Annotated in this window: 22 protein-coding genes; 11 read left to right on the forward strand and 11 right to left on the reverse strand. The window is 53.2% G+C overall.

All coding sequences use genetic code 11. From position 1 onward, the window contains the following. Positions 1–55: 55 nt before the first annotated feature. The 9 genes from rsfS (at position 56) to lipA (ending at position 8736) form a co-directional block, all read left to right on the forward strand. Positions 56–373, forward strand: coding sequence for a ribosome silencing factor (gene rsfS / locus P9J57_RS14790; RefSeq protein WP_014606314.1), 318 nt, complete (start codon positions 56–58; stop codon positions 371–373). 3 nt (positions 374–376) lie between these two features. After that, positions 377–847 carry a 23S rRNA (pseudouridine(1915)-N(3))-methyltransferase RlmH gene (gene rlmH / locus P9J57_RS14795; RefSeq protein WP_013025014.1) on the forward strand — a complete coding sequence of 157 codons (471 nt, stop codon included), beginning with the start codon at positions 377–379 and terminating at the stop codon, positions 845–847. A gap of 34 nt (positions 848–881) precedes the next feature. After that, positions 882–2786: a peptidoglycan DD-transpeptidase MrdA gene (mrdA, locus tag P9J57_RS14800; protein WP_013025013.1), complete on the forward strand. Its 1905-nt coding sequence runs from the start codon at positions 882–884 to the stop codon at positions 2784–2786. Positions 2787–2794: 8 nt separating this feature from the next. Next, a complete protein-coding gene (gene mrdB, locus P9J57_RS14805) occupies positions 2795–3907 on the forward strand; it encodes a peptidoglycan glycosyltransferase MrdB (protein WP_024471157.1) in 1113 nt (370 codons plus the stop codon). 10 nt (positions 3908–3917) lie between these two features. Then, the gene (gene rlpA, locus P9J57_RS14810; protein ID WP_105077363.1) at positions 3918–5066 is read left to right on the forward strand and encodes an endolytic peptidoglycan transglycosylase RlpA; all 1149 of its coding nucleotides are present in this window, start codon (positions 3918–3920) and stop codon (positions 5064–5066) included. A 132-nt stretch (positions 5067–5198) separates the two neighbouring features. Next, positions 5199–6410, forward strand: a complete 1212-nt coding sequence (gene dacA / locus P9J57_RS14815; RefSeq protein ID WP_019106261.1) for a D-alanyl-D-alanine carboxypeptidase DacA — start codon at positions 5199–5201, stop codon at positions 6408–6410. Positions 6411–6510: 100 nt separating this feature from the next. Beyond that, positions 6511–6774: a DUF493 family protein YbeD gene (gene ybeD / locus P9J57_RS14820; protein WP_006118404.1), complete on the forward strand. Its 264-nt coding sequence runs from the start codon at positions 6511–6513 to the stop codon at positions 6772–6774. 168 nt (positions 6775–6942) lie between these two features. Next, complete coding sequence (gene lipB / locus P9J57_RS14825; protein ID WP_128392274.1) at positions 6943–7596, forward strand: lipoyl(octanoyl) transferase LipB; 654 nt, start codon at positions 6943–6945, stop codon at positions 7594–7596. A gap of 174 nt (positions 7597–7770) precedes the next feature. Further along, entirely contained in the window at positions 7771–8736 is a 966-nt protein-coding gene (lipA, locus tag P9J57_RS14830) for a lipoyl synthase (protein WP_013025007.1), read from the forward strand. 110 nt (positions 8737–8846) lie between these two features. Here lipA and tatE read toward each other — a convergent pair whose 3' ends face one another. From tatE to P9J57_RS14860, 6 genes are all read right to left on the reverse strand, one after another. Further along, positions 8847–9050 (reverse strand): twin-arginine translocase subunit TatE, encoded by a 204-nt coding sequence (gene tatE / locus P9J57_RS14835; protein ID WP_013025006.1) that lies wholly within the window; start codon positions 9048–9050, stop codon positions 8847–8849. 150 nt (positions 9051–9200) lie between these two features. Continuing rightward, positions 9201–9998, reverse strand: a complete 798-nt coding sequence (locus P9J57_RS14840) for a deaminated glutathione amidase (protein WP_105088492.1) — start codon at positions 9996–9998, stop codon at positions 9201–9203. 63 nt (positions 9999–10061) lie between these two features. Next, positions 10062–10493, reverse strand: a complete 432-nt coding sequence (locus tag P9J57_RS14845; RefSeq protein ID WP_013025004.1) for a GNAT family N-acetyltransferase — start codon at positions 10491–10493, stop codon at positions 10062–10064. Between the two features lie 342 nt (positions 10494–10835). Continuing rightward, positions 10836–11045, reverse strand: a complete 210-nt coding sequence (gene cspE, locus P9J57_RS14850; RefSeq protein ID WP_006118399.1) for a transcription antiterminator/RNA stability regulator CspE — start codon at positions 11043–11045, stop codon at positions 10836–10838. Between the two features lie 150 nt (positions 11046–11195). Beyond that, positions 11196–11768, reverse strand: coding sequence for a lipid IV(A) palmitoyltransferase PagP (pagP, locus tag P9J57_RS14855; protein ID WP_483279271.1), 573 nt, complete (start codon positions 11766–11768; stop codon positions 11196–11198). Positions 11769–12539: 771 nt separating this feature from the next. Then, positions 12540–12656, reverse strand: a complete 117-nt coding sequence (locus P9J57_RS14860) for a small membrane protein YohP (protein ID WP_441338923.1) — start codon at positions 12654–12656, stop codon at positions 12540–12542. A gap of 223 nt (positions 12657–12879) precedes the next feature. On the opposite strand from P9J57_RS14860, the gene P9J57_RS14865 reads away from it, so the two are divergent. Next, a complete protein-coding gene (locus tag P9J57_RS14865; protein ID WP_014606320.1) occupies positions 12880–13125 on the forward strand; it encodes a hypothetical protein in 246 nt (81 codons plus the stop codon). 50 nt (positions 13126–13175) lie between these two features. Here the strand turns inward: P9J57_RS14865 and gntT are convergent, their stop codons facing one another. Beyond that, the gene (gntT, locus tag P9J57_RS14870) at positions 13176–14492 is read right to left on the reverse strand and encodes a gluconate transporter (protein ID WP_014593160.1); all 1317 of its coding nucleotides are present in this window, start codon (positions 14490–14492) and stop codon (positions 13176–13178) included. Between the two features lie 289 nt (positions 14493–14781). Between gntT and P9J57_RS14875 the strand changes: the two genes are divergently transcribed. After that, positions 14782–15930 carry an iron-containing alcohol dehydrogenase gene (locus P9J57_RS14875; protein ID WP_022623701.1) on the forward strand — a complete coding sequence of 383 codons (1149 nt, stop codon included), beginning with the start codon at positions 14782–14784 and terminating at the stop codon, positions 15928–15930. A gap of 19 nt (positions 15931–15949) precedes the next feature. Here the strand turns inward: P9J57_RS14875 and P9J57_RS14880 are convergent, their stop codons facing one another. From P9J57_RS14880 to P9J57_RS14895, 4 genes are all read right to left on the reverse strand, one after another. Beyond that, positions 15950–16801 (reverse strand): Cof-type HAD-IIB family hydrolase, encoded by an 852-nt coding sequence (locus P9J57_RS14880; protein ID WP_019105990.1) that lies wholly within the window; start codon positions 16799–16801, stop codon positions 15950–15952. Between the two features lie 103 nt (positions 16802–16904). Then, positions 16905–17339, reverse strand: coding sequence for an RcnB family protein (locus tag P9J57_RS14885; protein ID WP_013024997.1), 435 nt, complete (start codon positions 17337–17339; stop codon positions 16905–16907). A gap of 492 nt (positions 17340–17831) precedes the next feature. Further along, the gene (locus P9J57_RS14890) at positions 17832–18926 is read right to left on the reverse strand and encodes an ABC transporter substrate-binding protein (RefSeq protein WP_483279272.1); all 1095 of its coding nucleotides are present in this window, start codon (positions 18924–18926) and stop codon (positions 17832–17834) included. Between the two features lie 160 nt (positions 18927–19086). Beyond that, entirely contained in the window at positions 19087–20373 is a 1287-nt protein-coding gene (locus P9J57_RS14895) for an HAAAP family serine/threonine permease (RefSeq protein WP_210453154.1), read from the reverse strand. Between the last annotated feature and the right edge of the window lie 342 nt (positions 20374–20715).

Consider the following 20715-nt stretch of genomic DNA (forward strand, 5'->3'; position numbering starts at 1 on the left):
GGCTGTCTTCCGGGTTTCAGCCAGCCCGCTATCACCAGTTTTGAAGGGGAACCTTTTGCAAGGTAAAGCACTCCAAGAGTTCGTTGTTGATAAGATTGATGATTTGAAAGGCCAGAACATCGTGACTCTCGACGTTCAGGGCAAATCGAGCATCACTGATTTCATGATCATTTGTACCGGTACCTCAACGCGCCACGTGACCTCTATCGCGGAACACGTCGAGCAGGAATCCCGTGCCGCTGGCCTGATGCCGCTGGGCGTGGAAGGTAAAGCCGCCGCTGACTGGGTCGTTGTGGATTTGGGCGAAGTGATCGTGCACGTCATGCAGGAAGAGAGCCGTCAGTTGTATGAACTGGAAAAGCTCTGGGGTTAAGCGGTGAAATTGCAGCTTGTTGCCGTCGGCACCAAAATGCCTGACTGGGTTCAGACCGGTTTTATGGAATACCTGCGTCGGTTTCCCAAAGACATGCCGTTTGAGTTAACGGAAGTCCCTGCGGGGAAACGGGGGAAAAATGCCGACATCAAACGCATTCTGGAAAAAGAAGGCGAAGCGATGCTGGCAGCGACAGGTAAAGGCAACCGCATTGTGACGCTGGATATCCCCGGACAACCCTGGGAAACCCCACAGCTGGCGCAGCAGCTGGAACGCTGGAAGCAGGATGGCCGTGACGTCAGCCTGTTGATTGGCGGGCCTGAAGGATTAGCGCCGGCCTGTAAAGCGGCGGCAGAACAAAGCTGGTCTCTCTCAACGTTAACGTTGCCTCATCCGCTGGTGCGCGTGCTGGTTGCAGAGAGCCTCTATCGTGCATGGAGCATTACGACAAATCATCCTTATCATCGTGAATAACCGATAAGCTCACTCCAGACATTACAAGTAGCGGATGAAATTACAAAGCAACGCCTTTCGCGATTACAGCGCCGAACAAAAAGTCTTTGTCCGCAGGGCTTTTATCGCTTTTGTCGGCATCTTACTGCTCTCCTCCGTGCTGGTGGTTAATCTCTATCACCTGCAGATTTTACGTTTCGACGACTACAGTACCCGGTCAAATGAAAACCGCATTAAGCTGGTGCCGGTCGCGCCCAGCCGCGGCATTATTTATGACCGTACCGGCACGCCGCTGGCCCTGAACCGTACGATTTATCAGGCAGAACTGGTGCCGGAAAAGGTCGACGATTTAAAACAAACGCTGCAAAACTTACGCCCGGTGCTCGAACTCACCGATGACGATATTGAGGCGTTTGAAAAAGAGCGTAAGCGCTCACGTCGCTTTACCTCTATCCCGGTAAAAACCGGCCTTAATGAGGTGCAGGTTGCACGCTTTGCCGTGAACCAGTACCGCTTTCCCGGCGTGGAAGTCAAAGGCTACCAGCGCCGCTACTATCCCTTTGGGCAAACCCTGACCCACGTTGTGGGCTACGTATCGAAAATCAACGATCGGGATGTGGCGCGTCTGGACAAAGAAGGTAAATGGCCAAACTATGCGGCTACGCACGATATCGGTAAACTCGGTATCGAAGCCTATTACGAAGACCTGCTTCACGGTAAAACCGGTTATGAAGAGGTTGAGGTAAACAACCGTGGCCGGGTTATTCGTCAGTTGCACGAGCAATCCCCGCAGGCCGGGCGCGATATCTATCTGACCATTGATCTGAAACTGCAGCAGTACATCGAAACGCTGTTAGCCGGCAGTCGTGCCGCAGTGGTGGTCAGCGATCCCCGCACCGGAGAAATTCTGGCCATGGTGTCCACGCCCAGTTACGATCCGAACCTGTTTGTTGACGGAATTTCCAGCAAAGACTATCGCGGATTACTGAGCGATGAAAACCGTCCACTGTATAACCGCGCTATTCAGGCCGCCTATCCGCCAGCCTCAACGGTCAAACCCTATGTCGCCGTTTCCGCGCTCAGCGCAGGCGTTATCAACCGAAATACCAGCCTGTTCGATCCCGGCTGGTGGCAACTGCCCGGCTCTGAAAAACGCTATCGCGACTGGAAAAAGTGGGGCCACGGTCGTCTGAACGTCACCAGGTCGCTGGAAGAGTCTGCGGACACCTTCTTTTATCAGGTCGCCTATGACATGGGCATCGATCGCCTGTCGGAGTGGATGACCAAATTCGGCTACGGTGAACGTACGGGCATTGATTTACCCCAGGAGAGCGCGGGTAACATGCCGACGCGTGACTGGAAAATGCGCCGCTTTAAAAAGCCCTGGTATCAGGGTGATACCATTCCTGTTGGTATCGGTCAGGGCTACTGGACGGCAACACCATTGCAGATGAACAAAGCGATGATGATCCTCATCAACGACGGGGTTATCAAAGTGCCGCATATGCTGCGCGCCACGCGCGAAGGCCGCACCCTGGTGCCTTATCGTCAACCGCCTTCCCAGCCGATAGGCGATATCCACTCGGGCTACTGGGAAATTGCCAAAGACGGGATGTATGGCGTGGCCAATCGCCCCAATGGTACGGCTCACAAGAGCTTTGCCGATGCGCCATACAAAATTGCCGCGAAATCGGGTACGGCTCAGGTCTTCGGTCTGAAAGAGAACGAAACCTATAACGCACACAAAATCGCAGAACGCCTGCGTGACCACAAGCTGATGACCGCGTTTGCCCCTTACGATAAACCGCGTGTCGCCGTGACCATGATTCTGGAAAACGGCGGAGCCGGACCCGCCGTAGGCACGGTAATGCGTCAGATACTGGATCACATCATGTTAGGTGACAATAATACTGTCCTGCCGGATGCGGCCCCCACACCGCCAGGCTACGAAGGTGAATAATCATGTCGATGAATGACAGCCCGCAGAAGCGGTCAATATGGATGCGCATGCATATTGATCCGCTATTTATGCTGATTATCCTCGCGCTACTGACCTTTAGCGCCATTGTTATCTGGAGCGCCAGCGGGCAGGATCCCGGCATGATGGAGCGTAAGCTCGGCCAGATCGCCATGGGGCTGATCATTATGCTGGTGCTGGCCCAGGTTCCGCCCCGGGTATACGAAGGCTGGGCGCCTTACCTGTATATTGTCAGTGTCATCCTGCTCGTCGCCGTGGATGCCTTTGGCCAAATCAGTAAAGGGGCGCAGCGTTGGCTGGACCTGGGTTTTATCCGCTTCCAGCCCTCTGAGATCGCTAAAATCGCCGTTCCTTTAATGGTCGCGCGCTTTATCAACCGCGACGTGTGCCCACCGACCCTGAAAAACACCGCCATCGCTCTGGTGCTGATTTTCCTTCCTACGCTGTTAGTGGCCGCGCAGCCTGACCTCGGAACCTCGATTCTGGTCGCGGCCTCGGGATTATTTGTGCTGTTCCTCTCTGGCATGAGCTGGAAGCTGATTGGTATCGCCGTCCTGTTAGTTGCGGCCTTTATCCCCATATTGTGGTTCTTCCTGATGCATGACTATCAGCGAGACCGCGTGATGATGCTGCTCGATCCCGAAAGCGATCCGCTTGGCGCGGGTTACCACATTATTCAGTCTAAAATCGCTATTGGCTCTGGCGGACTGCGCGGTAAAGGCTGGCTGCATGGTACGCAATCACAGCTGGAGTTCTTACCGGAGCGTCACACCGACTTCATTTTCGCCGTGCTGGCAGAAGAGCTGGGACTGGTGGGCGTACTGTTGCTGCTGGTGCTGTACCTGCTGTTGATTATGCGTGGACTCATCGTGGCTGCCCGTGCGCAAACCACCTTTGGCCGGGTGATGGCCGGGGGTTTAATGTTGATTTTATTCGTCTATGTTTTCGTTAACATTGGCATGGTTAGTGGTATCTTACCGGTGGTTGGCGTTCCGTTGCCGCTGGTCAGTTACGGCGGCTCGGCGCTTATTGTGCTTATGGCGGGATTTGGCATCGTAATGTCGATCCACACACACCGAAAAATGTTATCTAAAAGTGTTTAAGAGGTCGCAGATGCGTAAGGACTGGCTTGGCGTTGTATTGGCTTCAATGGTTTTAGCTGCATGTTCTACCCAGGAACCGCAACAACAAAGTGCGCCACCCCAGCCTGCCTATAACGGCCCGGTGGTAGAGATTCCTGGCGTTGAGCCTCGTTATGAGCCGGTCAATCCGTCGACCAATCAGGACTACAGCGTCAACGGTAAAAACTACCGTATCATCAAAAATCCGGCCAACTACAGTGAAGTGGGGCTGGCCGCCTGGTACGGTGAGGAAGCCCAGGGTAATCGTACTGCGACGGGCGAGACCTTTGATCCCGATGCCCTGACGGCTGCCCATCCAACGCTGCCCCTGCCCAGCTACGTTCGCGTGACAAACCTGGCAAACGGCCGCCAGATTGTGGTGCGGGTTAACGATCGCGGCCCGTATACGCCGGGACGCATTATCGATCTGTCCCGTGCGGCAGGTGACCGCCTGAATATCTCCAACAATTCCCGCGTGCGGGTTGATTACATCAGTGTCGCACCGGATGGCACGCTTTCCGGGCCCGGCACCATCGGCACCGTGGTCGCGAAACAGAGCTATGCCCTGCCTGCGCGTCCGGACCTGAACGGTCCGGTCATGAGCAGCCCACAAGGCATGAGCGGTGGCAGTCAACCCATCATGAACGGTAGCAGCCAGCCGCAGACCGCCCCGGCGGCTGAACCCGAGGCTCAGGATATTTCACCCGTCAGCAATGCGACACTGCAAAGCAATAATGCTATGGGCGCACCGGTGCAAAGTAGCGGCTTCCTGGGCGCGCCGCAGCCGTTACCCAGCGGCGTGCTGGAAAGCAGTGAGCCCGCTGCCAGCCCCCCTGTCGCAGCCGCGCCGGTTGCGGCCAGTGCCGCCGCATCACCCCGCCAGCCCGCCGCCAGCCAGAGTGCCTCATCCCTTTCAGGCTATGTCGTTCAGGTGAGTGCCATTAATGATGCAGCACGTGCCCGGCAGTTAGTTAACAGTTTACGCCAGCGCTTTGGCGTTCCTGGCGCTGTGGAAAACGCAGGCAATGTGTACCGCGTGCAGCTTGGTGGTTATAAAACCCGTGCAGAAGCCGTGGCCTTACAGCAACGGCTGAGCAGCGAAGGCCAGAGTGCGGCCTTCGTTACCACCGCAGGTCGTTAATCGAAAGAGGTTACCGTGACAGGTAACCTCTGCTAACAACTCATTCACTAAGCCGGATGTCTGAAAATCAGGCATTTGTTATGATGAGTGACTTTTTTAAACCTTAAACCCATGGATGCTGTCGTCCCACACATGAACACGCTGAAACCTTCTCGTTTGTTAAAACGCCTGACAGTGGGATCACTGATCGCCTTCTCCCTCAGCCATGCTGCCATCGCTGATGATGTTAATCTCAAGACCATGATTCCCGGCGTACCGGACATTGATGCCGAAGCTTATGTCCTCATCGACTACAATTCAGGCAAAGTGCTGGCAGAGAAAAACGCGGACGCACGCCGCGACCCGGCGAGCCTGACGAAGATGATGACCAGCTACGTCATCGGTCAGGCAGTTAAAGCAGGAAAAATCCACCAGGACGATATCGTTACCGTCGGGCAGGATGCGTGGGCGACCGGTAATCCGGTATTCAAAGGTTCATCCTTAATGTTCCTGAAGCCTGGCGACCGCGTTCCGGTTTCCCAGTTAACGCGCGGTATCGTTCTGCAGTCCGGTAATGATGCCTGTGTGGCGATGGCCGATTATGTCGCCGGGAGTCAGGATGCCTTTGTTGGCCTGATGAACAACTACGTGAAAGCGCTGGGTCTGCAAAACACGCATTTCCAGACCGTTCATGGCCTGGATGCGGAAGGTCAATACAGCTCAGCACGCGACATGGCACTGATTGGCCAGGCGCTGATCCGTGATGTTCCTGAAGAGTACGCGGTTTATAAAGAGAAAGAGTTCACCTTTAACAATATTCGTCAGATGAACCGCAATGGTCTGTTATGGGATACCAGCCTGACCGTTGACGGCATCAAAACCGGTCACACCGCGTCAGCAGGCTATAACCTGGTGGCCTCTGCGACAGAAGGACAGATGCGTTTGATCTCTGCCGTGATGGGCGGTCATACCTTCAAAGGCCGCGAAACGGAAAGTAAAAAGCTGCTGACCTGGGGTTTCCGCTTCTTTGAAACCGTCGCACCGCTGAAAGCCGGAAAAGAGTTTGCCTCTGAGCCCGTGTGGTTTGGTAACAGCGATCGCGTCCAACTGGGCGTCGAAAAGGATGCTTATCTGACCATTCCACGCGGCCGGATGAAAGATCTGAAAGCCAGCTATGTCCTCACCAATACCGAGCTGCATGCGCCACTGAAGAAAAACCAGGTGGTTGGCAGTATCAATTTCCAGCTCGATGGCAAAACTATCGATCAGCGTCCTCTGGTGGTGTTAAATGAAGTCTCTGAAGGCGGCTTCTTCAGTCGTATCGTTGACTATATCAAACTGATGTTCCACCACTGGTTCGGTTAATGGTGCCTGGCGGTTGAAAAACCGCCACTCTGCCCCCATTACAGGTTAATATGATGCTCCCGCTTCGGCGGGAGCCTGTTTTTTATGTACCGGAGTGATTATGAAAACCAAACTGAATGAACTGCTCGAATTCCCTACCCCATTTACCTACAAAGTAATGGGGCTGGCACAGCCGGAGCTGGTTGATTTGGTGCTTGAGGTCGTGCAACGCCATGCACCCGGCGATTACAGCCCAGAAGTGAAACCCAGCAGCAAAGGTAACTATCACTCGGTAAACGTCACGATCAATGCCACCCACATCGAGCAGGTTGAAACCCTGTACGAAGAGCTGGGCAAAATTGAAATCGTGCGGATGGTGCTGTAACGCTGTCAACACCGGTCAGCGGGTCAGGCTGCGCAGACAACGCGCTGACCCGTATTTTCTGCCCTACCGACCCAGCCGCTCTGTACTCATCCTCTCATCCAGAAGGCGTTTAACTTCATCGCCGCCAGCGTTATACTCAGCGTCTCCCCTCTTTAACGGATACTCGTTTTGTCTGCAGACACGCTTCTTATTCGCCAGTTTGGGTTATGTGACTGGCAATCGACCTCAGACGCCATGCACCACTATACCGATCAGCGCGATAGCGAAAGCCGGGATGAAGTCTGGCTGGTGGAACATTATCCGGTCTTTACACAGGGCCAGGCGGGAAAAGCCGAGCACCTGCTGATGCCCGGCGATATTCCTGTGGTACAAAGCGATCGTGGGGGGCAGGTGACCTATCACGGGCCAGGACAACAGATCATGTATGTTCTGATTGATGTGAAACGCCGTAAAACCGGCGTGCGTCAGCTGGTGACCGCCTTAGAAGAAACGGTCATTGCCGTACTGGACCACTTTGGCGTGGCGGCCCGGGCCCGACCCGATGCGCCAGGCGTCTATGTTGGGGATGAAAAAATTTGCTCGCTGGGGCTGCGCATTCGTAAGGGCTGCTCGTTTCACGGGCTGGCATTAAATGTGGCGATGGACCTGTCGCCATTTTTACGGATTAACCCGTGCGGCTATGCCGGAATGCACATGACGCAGCTGCAACACTTCCGGCCTGAAGTCACGTTAGGCGATGTTCAGCCGTTGCTGGCCGAAACCTTTGCCCGCCAGTTGGGTTATCAGCAGGTTGAATGGCATCAGGATGAAAACCCACGCTGAGTTAACGGTGAATGTGTATTTACAAATATGTAACTTATCGGTGGTGTCTTTGGCTGCTTCCTGGCCGTTGAGATGATATAATTTTTGCACTTTTTTCAAATAAAGTTGAAAGCCGCCTTCTCTGATTGAGTGAGACAGCTTTCAAATCGCAATCCGACCGGAACCTGCTGATTTATGAGTAAACCAATTCAGATGGAACGCGGCGTCAAATATCGTGACGCAGACAAAATGGCGCTGATCCCGGTGAAGACCGTGGCCGTCGACCGGCAAGAGATTCTACGCAAGCCGGAGTGGATGAAAATCAAACTGCCGGCGGACTCCAGTCGTATTCAGGGCATTAAAGCCGCAATGCGTAAAAACGGGCTCCACTCCGTTTGTGAAGAAGCCTCCTGCCCTAACCTTGCTGAATGTTTTAATCACGGCACGGCGACCTTTATGATCCTGGGCGCGATCTGTACCCGCCGTTGCCCGTTCTGCGACGTGGCCCACGGTCGTCCTAACGCACCCGATGCAAACGAACCGGGTAAACTCGCCCAGACCATCGCCGACATGGCACTGCGTTATGTGGTTATTACCTCGGTGGATCGCGACGATTTACGTGACGGCGGCGCTCAGCATTTTGCCGACTGTATTACGGCTATCCGCGAAAAAAGCCCCAGCATCAAAATTGAAACGCTGGTGCCTGACTTCCGTGGCCGCATGGATCGTGCGCTTGAAATTCTGACTGCCACACCGCCGGATGTGTTTAACCACAACCTCGAGAACGTGCCACGCGTGTATCGCCAGGTGCGGCCGGGTGCAAACTATGAATGGTCGCTGAAGCTGCTGGAACGCTTTAAAGAAGCCCATCCCGAGGTACCGACAAAATCCGGTTTAATGGTAGGCCTGGGAGAAACTAACGCTGAAATCGTCGAGGTCATGCGTGACCTGCGTCGTCATGGCGTGACAATGTTAACTCTGGGTCAGTATCTGCAGCCCAGCCGCCACCATTTGCCTGTTCAGCGCTATGTCAGCCCGGCGGAATTTGATGAAATGAAAGAAGAGGCACTGGCGATGGGCTTTACCCATGCTGCCTGCGGTCCTTTTGTCCGCTCGTCTTACCATGCCGACATGCAGGCAAAAGGCCTGGAAGTGAAATAACCGTTCGCCTGCTGGCTGCCTTAAAAAACAAAAAACCAGATTGCCCGCAATCTGGTTTTTTTATGGCTGTCAGAAATAAAAATTAACACTTTTCTAAAACTGACGCCGCGTTAATCTTTATGAGAAACGCGTTCCGCAGGGGTTTCTTCTGCCGTGGTGCGCGCTGCACTGGTGTCTTCGTCTTTCATGGCCTTTTTAAAGCCTTTGATTGCGGAGCCCAGATCGCCACCCAGAGAACGTAACTTGTTGGTGCCGAAAAGCAGTACGATAAGCGCACCGATAATCAGCAGCTTGGCAATACTGATACCTTCCATATATAACCTTTATAATCTGGCGAATAACGGTAACGCTTATTTAGGCGCAGTTTAGCGCTAACCTCAAGCGTAATCTGTAACAGATTAAGATCGCGCAGCGGCGCCGTCAGGTTTCAGGCCCAATCGGGTAGCGATGATCCCTGCCCCCGGTTAGCGCGTTCCATCCAGTTCGGGCCGGCTAAAACGGCGGTTATCCAGCACCGGCAGCATTGCGCGCGCTGTTGCGATTCTTTGTGGATCGAGCTCGGCAAAAATAAGTGCCCGGGACTCGGCCGCCCGGCTTATCGGTACGCCAAGGGGATCGACCACCATGCTATTGCCAATATTACGCATACCGCACTCGCCTACAGCCACCACATAACAGGTATTTTCCAGCGCGCGCGTGCGGGTAAGTAAATCCCAATGCATCTCTTTTAGCGGCCCTTTGACCCATGCGGAGGGTAAGACCAACACCTCGGCCCCCTCCAGCGCCAGACGCCGCGACAGCTCGGGAAAACGCACATCGTAGCAGGTCATCAGCCCGACTTTCATGCCCGCAACGTCCACCAGCGGCGGAATCTCTTGTCCGGCTTCAACCCGCTTTGATTCCTGCATCGCGAACGCATCGTACAGATGCAGCTTGCGGTATTCTGCCACGATCTTGCCATCGCGAATGACCACCAGCACGTTAAACACTTTGCGCTCACTGCCCGGCATATGCATTCCCAGCACGGTAGTCAGCCCATGGCCTTTGCTGGCGCTAAGCAGTTGCGACAGAAACGGCCCGTCAGGCGGTTGAGCGGCTTCCAGTATGAAATCGGGATTAGTGATATCAGTGGCCAGCACCGCTTCTGGCAGAACCAGCAGATCGGCCCCGGCACGGCTGGCCTGGTCCATCATGTCCTGGCAGGTTATGACGTTTTCCTGCCAGTCACGCTGAACCGCAAATTGCCCTAATGCGACTTTCATCGTGGGTTCTCCCTGAAAGCAGTACTGCCGTGATACAGGCCCTTTGGTAACCTTTCAATGCTCTTACAAAGGCTGAAGGGCTTTCACATGGTAGCGTGGTGATTCAACATAGCCTTCACGGCCATAAAACTGGTTAGCTTTAAGACGTGAAGCATGACAGTGAACTTCCATGCGGTCGCAGCCGTGCTGCGCTGCCAGGGCTTCTGCATGCTGGAGCAGTTTCTGGCCCACACCTTTGCTGCGCTCACCGTCCGCGATGCAAAAATAGCTGATACGGGCAAAATCCCCTGCCAGCGCCAACTGAGGGATAAAATGCAGGGAAAGGAATCCCAGTACATGATTACCCTGTTCTGCGATCAGCAGCTTTTCATTGGGATCCGTCATAAGCTGGGCCAGACGTTGTTCAATAAAATGCTCTGTACCGCCATAACCGAGTTCACTTAACAACGCGCTCAGTACGAAGCTGTCCTTCGCCTGAGCCGGACGAATATCCATCCTGGCACCTCTTTATCTGTTATGCGGAGAGTCAGTTATAACCTGAGACGCGCTAAAATGCTCCCCCTGCGAGTTGTTATGATTATGTTACAAGGATTATCTGTGACTCGCGCCGCAGTTTGCTGGCGGTTATCGTGCTGCAGTAGCCTGTCTGGCGCAGTGTGCCAGCGTGATATCGAAAAGCGCGGGAGGGCGTGATGTGCAGGAAATGATACGGGGACGAGGCAGCGGCAGCACTGCAATTACGCCTTAAAGCCGTTTCATCCTTCAGCCAGAAATGTGACGCATACCGGCATAAAAAAACCCGCCAGAAGGCGGGTTTTTAGAATTCTGACTGTTAACTTACAGACTGATAACGTTAGCAGCAGATGGGCCTTTTGCGCCGTCAGTGATTTCAAACTCTACACGCTGACCTTCAGCCAGAGTTTTGAAGCCATTGCTCTGGATCGCAGAGAAGTGTACGAATACATCTTTGCTGCCATCTTCAGGAGTAATGAAACCGAATCCTTTAGATTCATTAAACCACTTAACGTTACCTTTAATCTTAGACATCTATATTACCTTTACATGAAAAATGGACACTAAACTGTGTCGCCATCTAGTACAGCAATTGCTGAGGGTTTTGTCCAGCCTGATTTGATGAAAAAGTGATAAATATCGCTATTATTTACCCTTTGGTTACTTTTTCACTGGCTCCAGAGCTTAAAACTGCCAGCGCAGCCAGGCAAAATACACGTTACCGTTGTTGTAAGTGCCTGGAATATAAGTCATTTGAAAGTTCAGCGAACCATAACCTATTGACGCCAACGGTAATATGGCCGGAACGGGATAGTATCCCCAGTTATGCCGTGCCGTTACCCCTGCGGTATAGCCCAGACCATAGTGAAAATTTTGATCCTGCAAAGGTCGCCAGGTGGCCTCCCAGCCATAACCGCCAAACGGTTCCCACTTGTTGAAAGAATCTTTGAACGCCATCAGGTAAAGGCCGTGCCAGTTCCCTTTCTCATCGTAACGCGAAACGCCACCACCGGCGCCCCAGGGACGTTCGTTATATCTGTGAATATGCTCTTCATCATACGTCCAGCGGTTGTGCCAGGTGATGGCGGGCACATAAACATCAATTGCATCAGGCTGTTGCCAGGTTTGCTGGACGTTGCCGGTAAAGGTATCCCAGCCTGATTTAATCTCTTGGGAGAGCATAGCGGCCTGGAGGGAAAAAGAAAAAAACAGCGCCAGTAATGAAGCTGATAACGTTGTTAAAAGGTACCTGTTCACTTCGGTATTACCTGTCTCTTATTGATTGAACGCAGTGTTCCATGCTGAAAATCAGCAACGGGAAGACCCGCCTGACCCGAAATTTAAAAAAAAATGCTCAGGGTATTCAGCATGTAATTATCATTGACGTAATAAAGCACGAGCAATTTTAGCGCAAAAAAGATGAACCAAGCCCAAACAGCAAGAACTTTCAACATTTCCACTAAGTTCTGTAGTTTTCACAACCAAACTCAACACTTACGCAACATCACGTCGCGCCTTCATACAGGCGCCGAACGGGGCGAGCAGTGATAAACAGCGACTTTTACCATCACACCACCTCAGATAAACCACATAAAGAATGATTAAGGATCAGGGTAATGCCAGTAAAAATGCGCTCGCTTAACCAGGTAGCAGGTAGCAGGTAGCAGGTAGCAGGTAGCAGGTAGCAGGTAGCAGGTAGCAGGTAGCAGGTAGCAGGTAGCAGGTAGCAGGTAGCAGGTAGCAGGTAGCAGGTAGCAGGTAGCAGGTAGCAGGTAGCAGGTAGCAGGTAGCAGGTAGCAGGTAGCAGGTAGCAGGTAGCAGGTAGCAGGTAGCAGGTAGCAGGTAGCAGGTAGCAGGTAGCAGGTAGCAGGTAGCAGGTAGCAGGTAGCAGGTAGCAGGTAGCAGGTAGCAGGTAGCAGGTAGCAGGTAGCAGGTAGCAGGTAGCAGGATGAAAATCTTACCGGCTCGCGGTGTCAAGAGAAACGCTCACTGGTCGGGCTGCGGGCACCCGTCAAGATGCCCGTCGAATCAGAAAATCAGTTTGAATACCCCTGTCAGGGTCAACAGTCCCACGATAAAAATAATGGCGATAATCCACAGAATTATTTTCATTTCCTCTCCCTTACCATTAAAAAACATTCCCATAACAGTATAGGCAAAATTCAGCGATGTGCTTTTTGCTTATTGCCTTCTCAACTATGAAAGCAACATTCAGCTTTAATTGTGATTTTCTGTGAGAAGCATCGCATAGCGGCCTTTTTGTCATTCCTGTCGCTTCGTTTTAAGAATCATCTCTGGCTAAAATTTAGGCGGACAGGACAGCTCGACGGTTTTGACACTAAAAATGCAAAGCAGGGAGAGAGACCTTATGAGTAGCATTAATACCAGCATGGGCCGCTACAGCCTGAAGGCAAAAGACAGCGGTGAACAAATCAAAGGTTTTTTCGCCATTAATGATGAAGGCGGCACGCAACTTACCCGACAGGAATTTGCGGAGCATTACCTTGATGATGTGGTGAATAACGTGATTTATCCGGTTACCGGAGGTAACCGGGAGATCGCCCGCGCACTGCGAGAACAGATGGTAAAAGCGGGCTTTGAAGCGTCAGATTAACGGCAGGGGCCGCCATGTTTGCGCGGCCCTTTTGTCACGTGCAGGCGCCCTTACACCACGTAAGAAAGTAGCAAGCATCCCACTAAACCACACACTGATATAATCGTTTCCAGTGCTGACCAGGAGCGGATGGTTTCGCCTATCGTCAGGTTGAAATACTCTTTAAACAGCCAGAATCCTGGATCGTTAACGTGTGAAAAAATCACACTGCCCGACCCCACGGCTATCACCATTAATTCAGGACTGGCACCGCTGGTTACAATTAACGGCGCGACAATGCCTCCGGCGGTAATCGCCGCCACGGTTGCCGAGCCAAGCGCGATACGCAGCACAGCAGCAATAGACCAGGCCATAAACAACGGCGACAAATTGGTGGCATGCATCATATTGGCAATGTATTTATCCACGCCGCTGTCCACCAGAACCTGCTTGAAGGCCCCACCGCCGCCGATAATCAGCAGCATCATGGCAATAATTTTGATGGAATCGCTTAACGTGTCCATCACCTGTTCCATGCTGCGCCCGCGGTTCAGACCAAAGGTGAAGATCGCAATCAGCACGGCAATTAGCGTCGCCATAACAGGATCGCCAAAGAACTCGGCATAAGGCAACAGCGCGTGTCCCTTGGGCAGCACCATCTCCGCTACCGCACGCAGTGCCATCAGGATGACCGGAACAAGCGATGTCCAGACGCTGACGCCAAAGCCTGGCATTTCGGCTTCACTAAAGGTTTTGGGGTTGTAGAGCCCTTCAGGGATAGGCTTATCAATGCCTTTGAGGAAACGCGCGTAAACCGGACCCGCCAGGATAACGGTCGGAATGCCCAGTAAGGTACCAAAAAGCAGGGTTTTTCCCATATCGGCGTTAAACAGCGTCGCTATTGCCGTGGGGCCAGGATGAGGCGGTAAAAACCCATGGGTGACAGACAACGCCGCCGCCATAGGAACGCCAACAAACAGCAGCGGTACCCGTGCAGAAGCCGCAACGCTAAACACCAGCGGCAGCATCAGCACAAAGCCCACTTCGTAGAACAAGGCAAAACCAACGATAAAACCGGTCAGCACCAGCGCCCACTGGATGTGCCTTGTGCCAAATTTATCGATCAACGTGGTGGCGATACGTTGTGCACCGCCACAGTCGGCCAGTAATTTACCGAGCATGGCACCAAATCCCATGATCAGCGCCAGTCCGCCCAGCGTCCCGCCGACGCCGTTTTTAATCGAAAGAATGACTTTGTTGACCGGCATGCCCTGCATGATCCCCACCGCCAGGGCGACTAAAATCAGTGCGATAAAGCCGTTGAGTTTAAAGCGAATCATCAGCAGTAACAGTAATGCCACGCCAATCGCCACATAGAGTAATGGCATAATTTTTCTCCACCTGATGCGCTGAATCTTCTCAGTGCCGCTTTGTTATCGTCGTCCCGGAGGACGCGCAAAATTGGGGCGCTGCCATGGTCGTAACATTTTGACAGCCCCTGTTACCGATAACATGTTAAGGGTAACATCCGTGTTAAAGCATCACTCCACGTTGTTGAATTTGCGTTTTGCGAAGACGATCAACTTTTGCTCCCCTCGCTATAAGAAAGTTTCCCGGGGCCGATCGCCCGCTTTTCGTTACACTCAGATTTTAGCGAAGATATAAAAGGATGCGCTGGTGAGTGACAATCTGAGTGAGTTGTACAGCAATCAACAAACCCTTTTCGGCCAGGGAAGCCTTAACAAACTGATTCCCCTGTTGGCCGCCCAACCCCAGGCTACCCTGCTCTTTTGCGGCCGTTCGTTCTTACAGGGCGACGCCTATGCCCGAATTAAAACCACGCTGAACGATCACATTGTGGGTTATGAAATTGTGAGCAACGAGGCCTCGCCTGCCGATATTGATGGCTGGGTGGCGCGCTGGCGCGGCCATGTCGATCGGGTTATCGCCGTAGGAGGCGGCAGTGTTCTGGATGCCGCCAAGGCCTTCAGCGCCATGATTCAGCACCCGCTTCCCACCGCCCGCTACCTGGAAAAAGTCGGAGACACGGCAGTCAGCGCCGTTACCTTGCCGCTCATCGCGATTCCCACCACGGCGGGCACCGGCAGTGAGGTCACGCAGAACGCCGTCGTGACTGACCAGCGGGATATCCAGATAAAAGCATCGTTGCGCCATCCGGTGTTCGTGCCACAGGTCGCGATTCTCGATCCCGACTTGCTTAAGGGCGCCCCCGATAAGGTGCTGGCCACCTGTGGAATCGACGCGTTTACCCATTTATTTGAAGCCTATCTTTCCAGCAAGGGCAACCTCTTTACGCGCCAGTTAGCCCTTACCGGACTGCGTCAGTTTATTCAGGGATGGCCTCGGCAAAACCAGCAAGACGAAACCGGCGATCGCGCGCGTGAGGCGATGATGATGGCGTCCTGGTTGGGCGGTGTCAGCCTGAGCAGCGCGGGGCTGGGCGTAATACACGGCATCGCCGGAGAGCTGGGCGCGATTAAACCCTTCCATCATGGTGAAGTCTGCGGCAGGCTGCTGTTCACGTTTCTGGATCATCTTGCAGACAGCCAGCATGCGCGCCAGCGTCAGCTCATGGATGACATGCATGCGCAGCTTTTTGACGAGGAGACCGATTCACCCGCGCGCTATCTCAAAGCCTGGCTACAACGCTCAGCCATTATGACGTTCTGGCAGGAGGGGCCAACGTTAAGCCCGTCGGATATCGACTGGATCCTGGCCCGGGCCAACAGTAAAAACAGCCTCGTCAGCTACAGCAAAGATGAGATGCGCGACATGATTACGCGCGCCTGGCCGGTCAGCGCCTAAGCGTAGTGCGGGCGGTGTTTTAGCCCGCACATTCCCCCTGTTCCGCCCCGCTAAAGGGCGTTTCACCTGCAAGCATTTGCTCGATCACCTGTAGCACACCTTCATCATTATTCGCGGGTGCCAGGAAGCGCGCGGCGTCTTTAACCCGCTGCGGCGCATTGCTCATCGCGAAACTGAAACCCGACTGCTGCAGCATCTCGAGATCGTTACCGCCGTCGCCAAAGGCCAGTACCCGATCGTGAGAAATGCCCCAGCGCTGCGCCAGCAGGTTCAGGCCGTTAGCTTTATGCTGACCAGGAACGATTAAGTCAACCGAACCGTGCCCGCTCGACGTCGCCGCCGCCGAACCTTCGTGCAGGCGCTGGATATCCGCCATTAAAGGCTCGACATACTCATCCGACAGATTAAGGGCAAACTTAAGTATCCTGTCGTCGGCAACCTCATCAAGAGAACGAATGGGCCTGAGCCGGTGGCAATAATGCCGCATCTTGACCAGCCACTTCTCATCCATCCCTTCGAAGTAGTAGGCGCTCTCACGTCCGCAAAGCAGATAGCGCAGATCAGGATAGTGGCCATTTTCAAGCGTATCGAGTACCGCATCGATGTCATTGCGGCTAAAAGCACCGCAGAACAGTTCTTCATCACGATCGATAATTAACGCGCCGTTTTCTGCGACAAACGCAATCTCACTGGCGATCTCAGGGAAAAATGAGCGGAGTTGATGGTATTGATTGCCGCTGGCCACGACAAATTTGATATGTCGCTGAGTGAGCTGGTGGTAACAGGCGAGGAACCGCGCGCGGTTATACTGCTTTTTGTCATCCAGAAAGGTGCCATCCATATCAACAGCAACCATCTTAACCGTGGTCATCAGAACTCCTTAGCCAGTAAACGTTCAGGATTAACTGTCAGAATAGCCTGGTAACGGGCGTTCGGTGCATAAAAAAGGGATGGCATCGGCCATCCCTGTGTCGCTATTGAAACGCGTTATTCAGGATTAACGAGGTAATAATGCCGGTGGCGGCGGCAATCAATACATAGTTACCGTCGATGTCGGCCCAGTGCTGACCCGGCGGCGGTTCTCTCAGACCACGCTCACGCCAGTCATCAACCCGATAATCTTCACCGCAGTACTCTCGCGGTACAGGACCACCACGGCGAAACTCATGACCGCGCCAGGCAAAGCGATCGTGATGATAATCGCGCCGCACATCTGGCGGTGGCGGGCCAGGCCGGTGGCCGGGAGGTCCATCGCGATCCAGGCCTGGCGGGCCATCGCCGTCGGGACCGCGGCCAGGATGATGCCACGGACCGTCTGGGCCGCCTGGCCCCTGTGCCAGCCCAGGGCTGCTGTACATCGTGCTGTATGCTAAAAGGGCGATAATCAAACCTGATTTTATTTTTTTCATGGTACTGCCTCCAGTGGTAACGGCGACTCAGCGCCGTTGCCATTACTATTGTCGTAACTGGAAGAAATAAGAATGACCAAAACTCTTAAAAGTCAGCGCGCTAAACAGGCGCGGACGGCGTCTCTCTCTCGTCAGGCACGCTGCATCAGGCGTGAAACACAGATACCTTGCGGAAAATCGTTTGGGGACTCAAACCTGGCGAGGCATCAAAATAAAACCCCGATCCTGAGATCGGGAAGTTATCGTCAAAGCCAGTAAACTGGAAAATGCCCCTTAAGAGAAAAAGGGAGAAGCAAAGCAGACAACACCACATCACAAGTGTCGGGATGAAATAATAACCTCTGGTTAATGACAGTTGGATGAAAAACGGCTCGGATATATTTTACATGCCGGTTTGATCCAATAAGAAATACACCGCTGCACATCGCAAACCTGAAAACGGATGTTCAGTTTTATCCGTTCAGGCGCGCTTTACGCCTGAACGGATGACCATCAGGGGTAACTCAGCAGCACAGGCGCATCCGGTAATTTTGTAAACCTGCGGATGATTTGATGGTAATCCGCCACCGGATCGAGCTGACTGAACTGCTTTGGATACAAATCTTTTGCCAGAATCTCCATCCCGATAATGTTGTAAGGATGGTTGTAGAAGTGGTGATAGATCCCGTAGGTGCGCCCCTGTTTTACCGGCTCAATCTGCGCTAATCCTGTACGCTTCAACAACGTCGTAAAGGTTGCCGCCACCGCTTTCCTGTCCGATCCGTAACCGAACGGCAGTACATTACTGTTGGAACGTTTTGACCCCGTCATGATGTAAACGTCCGGCTTCATAGCAATGATTTTCTCAAGGGAAACAAAACCTGCGTTACCCGGCAGCAAAGTCGATCCGATATTTTTGCCGCCGACCGCTTCCACCAGTCCACCCCAGCCGCTGTGGCTATGCGTAAAGCAGCAGCTGTCGCTGTTACCGGCTATCGGTTCAATAAAGACGGTGGGTTTGGTTTTAACCTGGTCAATGCCCTTCTGCAGATTCTGCCAGTGCTGCTGGTAAAAATCGGTGTAGGCCTTCGCCTCGGCTTCACGGTTCAGCACTTTACCCAGCAGCGTAATACCCGGCACGGTGTTTTCTTTAGGATGCAGTTCATAGTCAACAAACACGACCGGGATGTTCAGGCTTTTGAGCGTGGTCAGCACTCCCGACTGCATCAGCGCAGGTTTGGCACGCAACTGCGCAATCATGATATCCGGTTTCTTTGCCAACACGCTTTCGAGGTTCACCTGCCCCTGATCGTTGAAGCCCATATCCACAATCTTCTCAGCCTGCGGCCAGGTTTTCTTCAGCAGCGCCCAGGTTTGCGTATCCTGTTTCTTTGGCAGGTTATTCCATGCCACAACCCGTTTAAAAGGGTTATCCCGGTCCAGCAGCGCCAGCGTCATGATGTCTCGCCCGTCCTGGAGAATGACGTGCTGAGGCTCTTTCTGCAGCGTAATCGTCTGTCCATCCACATCCGTTACGGTCAGAGGATAGGTGGTGGCCAAACAGACCGTTGAGGCCAGCAACGTGGCTGCAAAAATACCGAATTTCATGTTTATTAACCCTGTTGAGAAATAAGAATTATTCTCGTTAACTTTACCATGCTAATTCGTAACAAATATAAACCTTTGTTTAATGAATACGTCTGAACGCTGTCCCAGGTTGGCGCCGTCCCGGCATAACGATCGGACGGCGCCTTGATATCAATGAGAATTACGCCTTAAGCAGCGAATAAAAAATGGCCGAAATGGCGATCAGACCGGCGAGCATCACAAACAAATTACTGAGTTTGCCACTGTATTGACGCATAGCGGGCACCCGCTGGATAGCGTACATCGGCATCAAAAACAGAATTACGGCAATGATCGGGCCGCCCAGCGTTTCAATCATTTTGAGGATATTGGGATCGAGCGTTGCCACCAGCCAGGTTGTCAGCAGCATAAACACGGCCGTCAGACGATTCAGCCTGTCAGGGGCTATCGCTTTGCCCCGGCTATGGAGCGCTTTATTCACCATGCCGTTGAACCCTTCACGTGCGCCCAGATAGTGGCCAAGGAATGACTTGGTGATCGCCACCACGGCTATCAACGGCCCAATCCAGGCGATAAGCGGCGCATTAAAATGGTTGGCAAGGTAGGACAAGATCGAAATGTTTTGCGCTTTAGCGGACTGTAAGTCTTGCGGCGAGAGGCTGAGTACGCAGCTGAAGACAAAGAACATCACGGTAAGCACCATCAAAAGGTGCGCGCAGGCCAGAATCCGGGAGCATTTTCGCTCGGCCTGCTCGCCGTACTCCTGCCGCTTCGCCAGGGCGAACGAGGAGATGATTGGCGAATGATTAAACGAGAATACCATGACCGGCAGGGCAAGCCACAGCGTCATCCACAGATTGCGCCCACTGCCCGTATTGAGGGTTTCCAGTGCGGCCCCGTGCCAGTAAGGAATCAGACAACACGCCATCAGCATCAACACGGCGACAAACGGATAAACCAGGACGCTCATCGCTTTCACAATCATGCTTTTGCCAAAGCGCACCACCGTCATCATGCCGATAATCAATATCAACGACAGGAGCGCACGCGGCGGCGGCACCAGGCCCAGCTGATTCACCATCAGGCTTTCAACGGTATTAGTCATGGCTACGCTGTACATCAGCAAAATAGGGTAAATGGCAAAAAAATAGAGCAGCGTAATCAGTTTGCCCGCCCCTGCGCCAAAATGCTCTTCAACCACGTCGGTGATATCCCCTGCCGGATTGCTGCCAGAGAGGACAAAACGCGTTAAGGCCCGATGGGCAAAGAAGGTCAAGGGAAACGCCAGCACCGCCATAACGATCAAGGGTAACAGTCCCCCCATGCCCGCATTGATCGGCAGAAACAACACGCCCGCACCGATAGCGGTGCCATATAAACCCAGCATCCAGACGGTATCCGTTTTTCGCCAGCCAGTTTCATCATTAACGTGAGGGGTTTCCAGCGTGCGGGTTTGCGAGGTTTTCATCAGATCTTCCAGAATATGCATCAGCCTGCATCAAGGCTTGCAGCGGGTAAAGGGTTGGCGTTTTTCGCCATCAACGCATGTGTGCAACCTGCCAGATTCAGCCCGCCCCGTCAGGACGTAATCGATTGCGCCCCATTTTTTACACTATCTGACGGTAAAAATTCAAGTTAAGCGCCATATCGTGCACCTTTCCGGCAAAAACAGGGGAAAACGTGTGATGACGGCGTTACGGCCTGCCCCGTCCGCCATAGTTTGCGGATACCGCTCTGCTTACCCATTTTTTCCTCACTACACTTCAATCACCTTTAACGTTTTGGACAGGACAGTGCGCTCAACCGCGCT

The organism is Pantoea sp. nfd-35 (assembly GCF_056892255.1).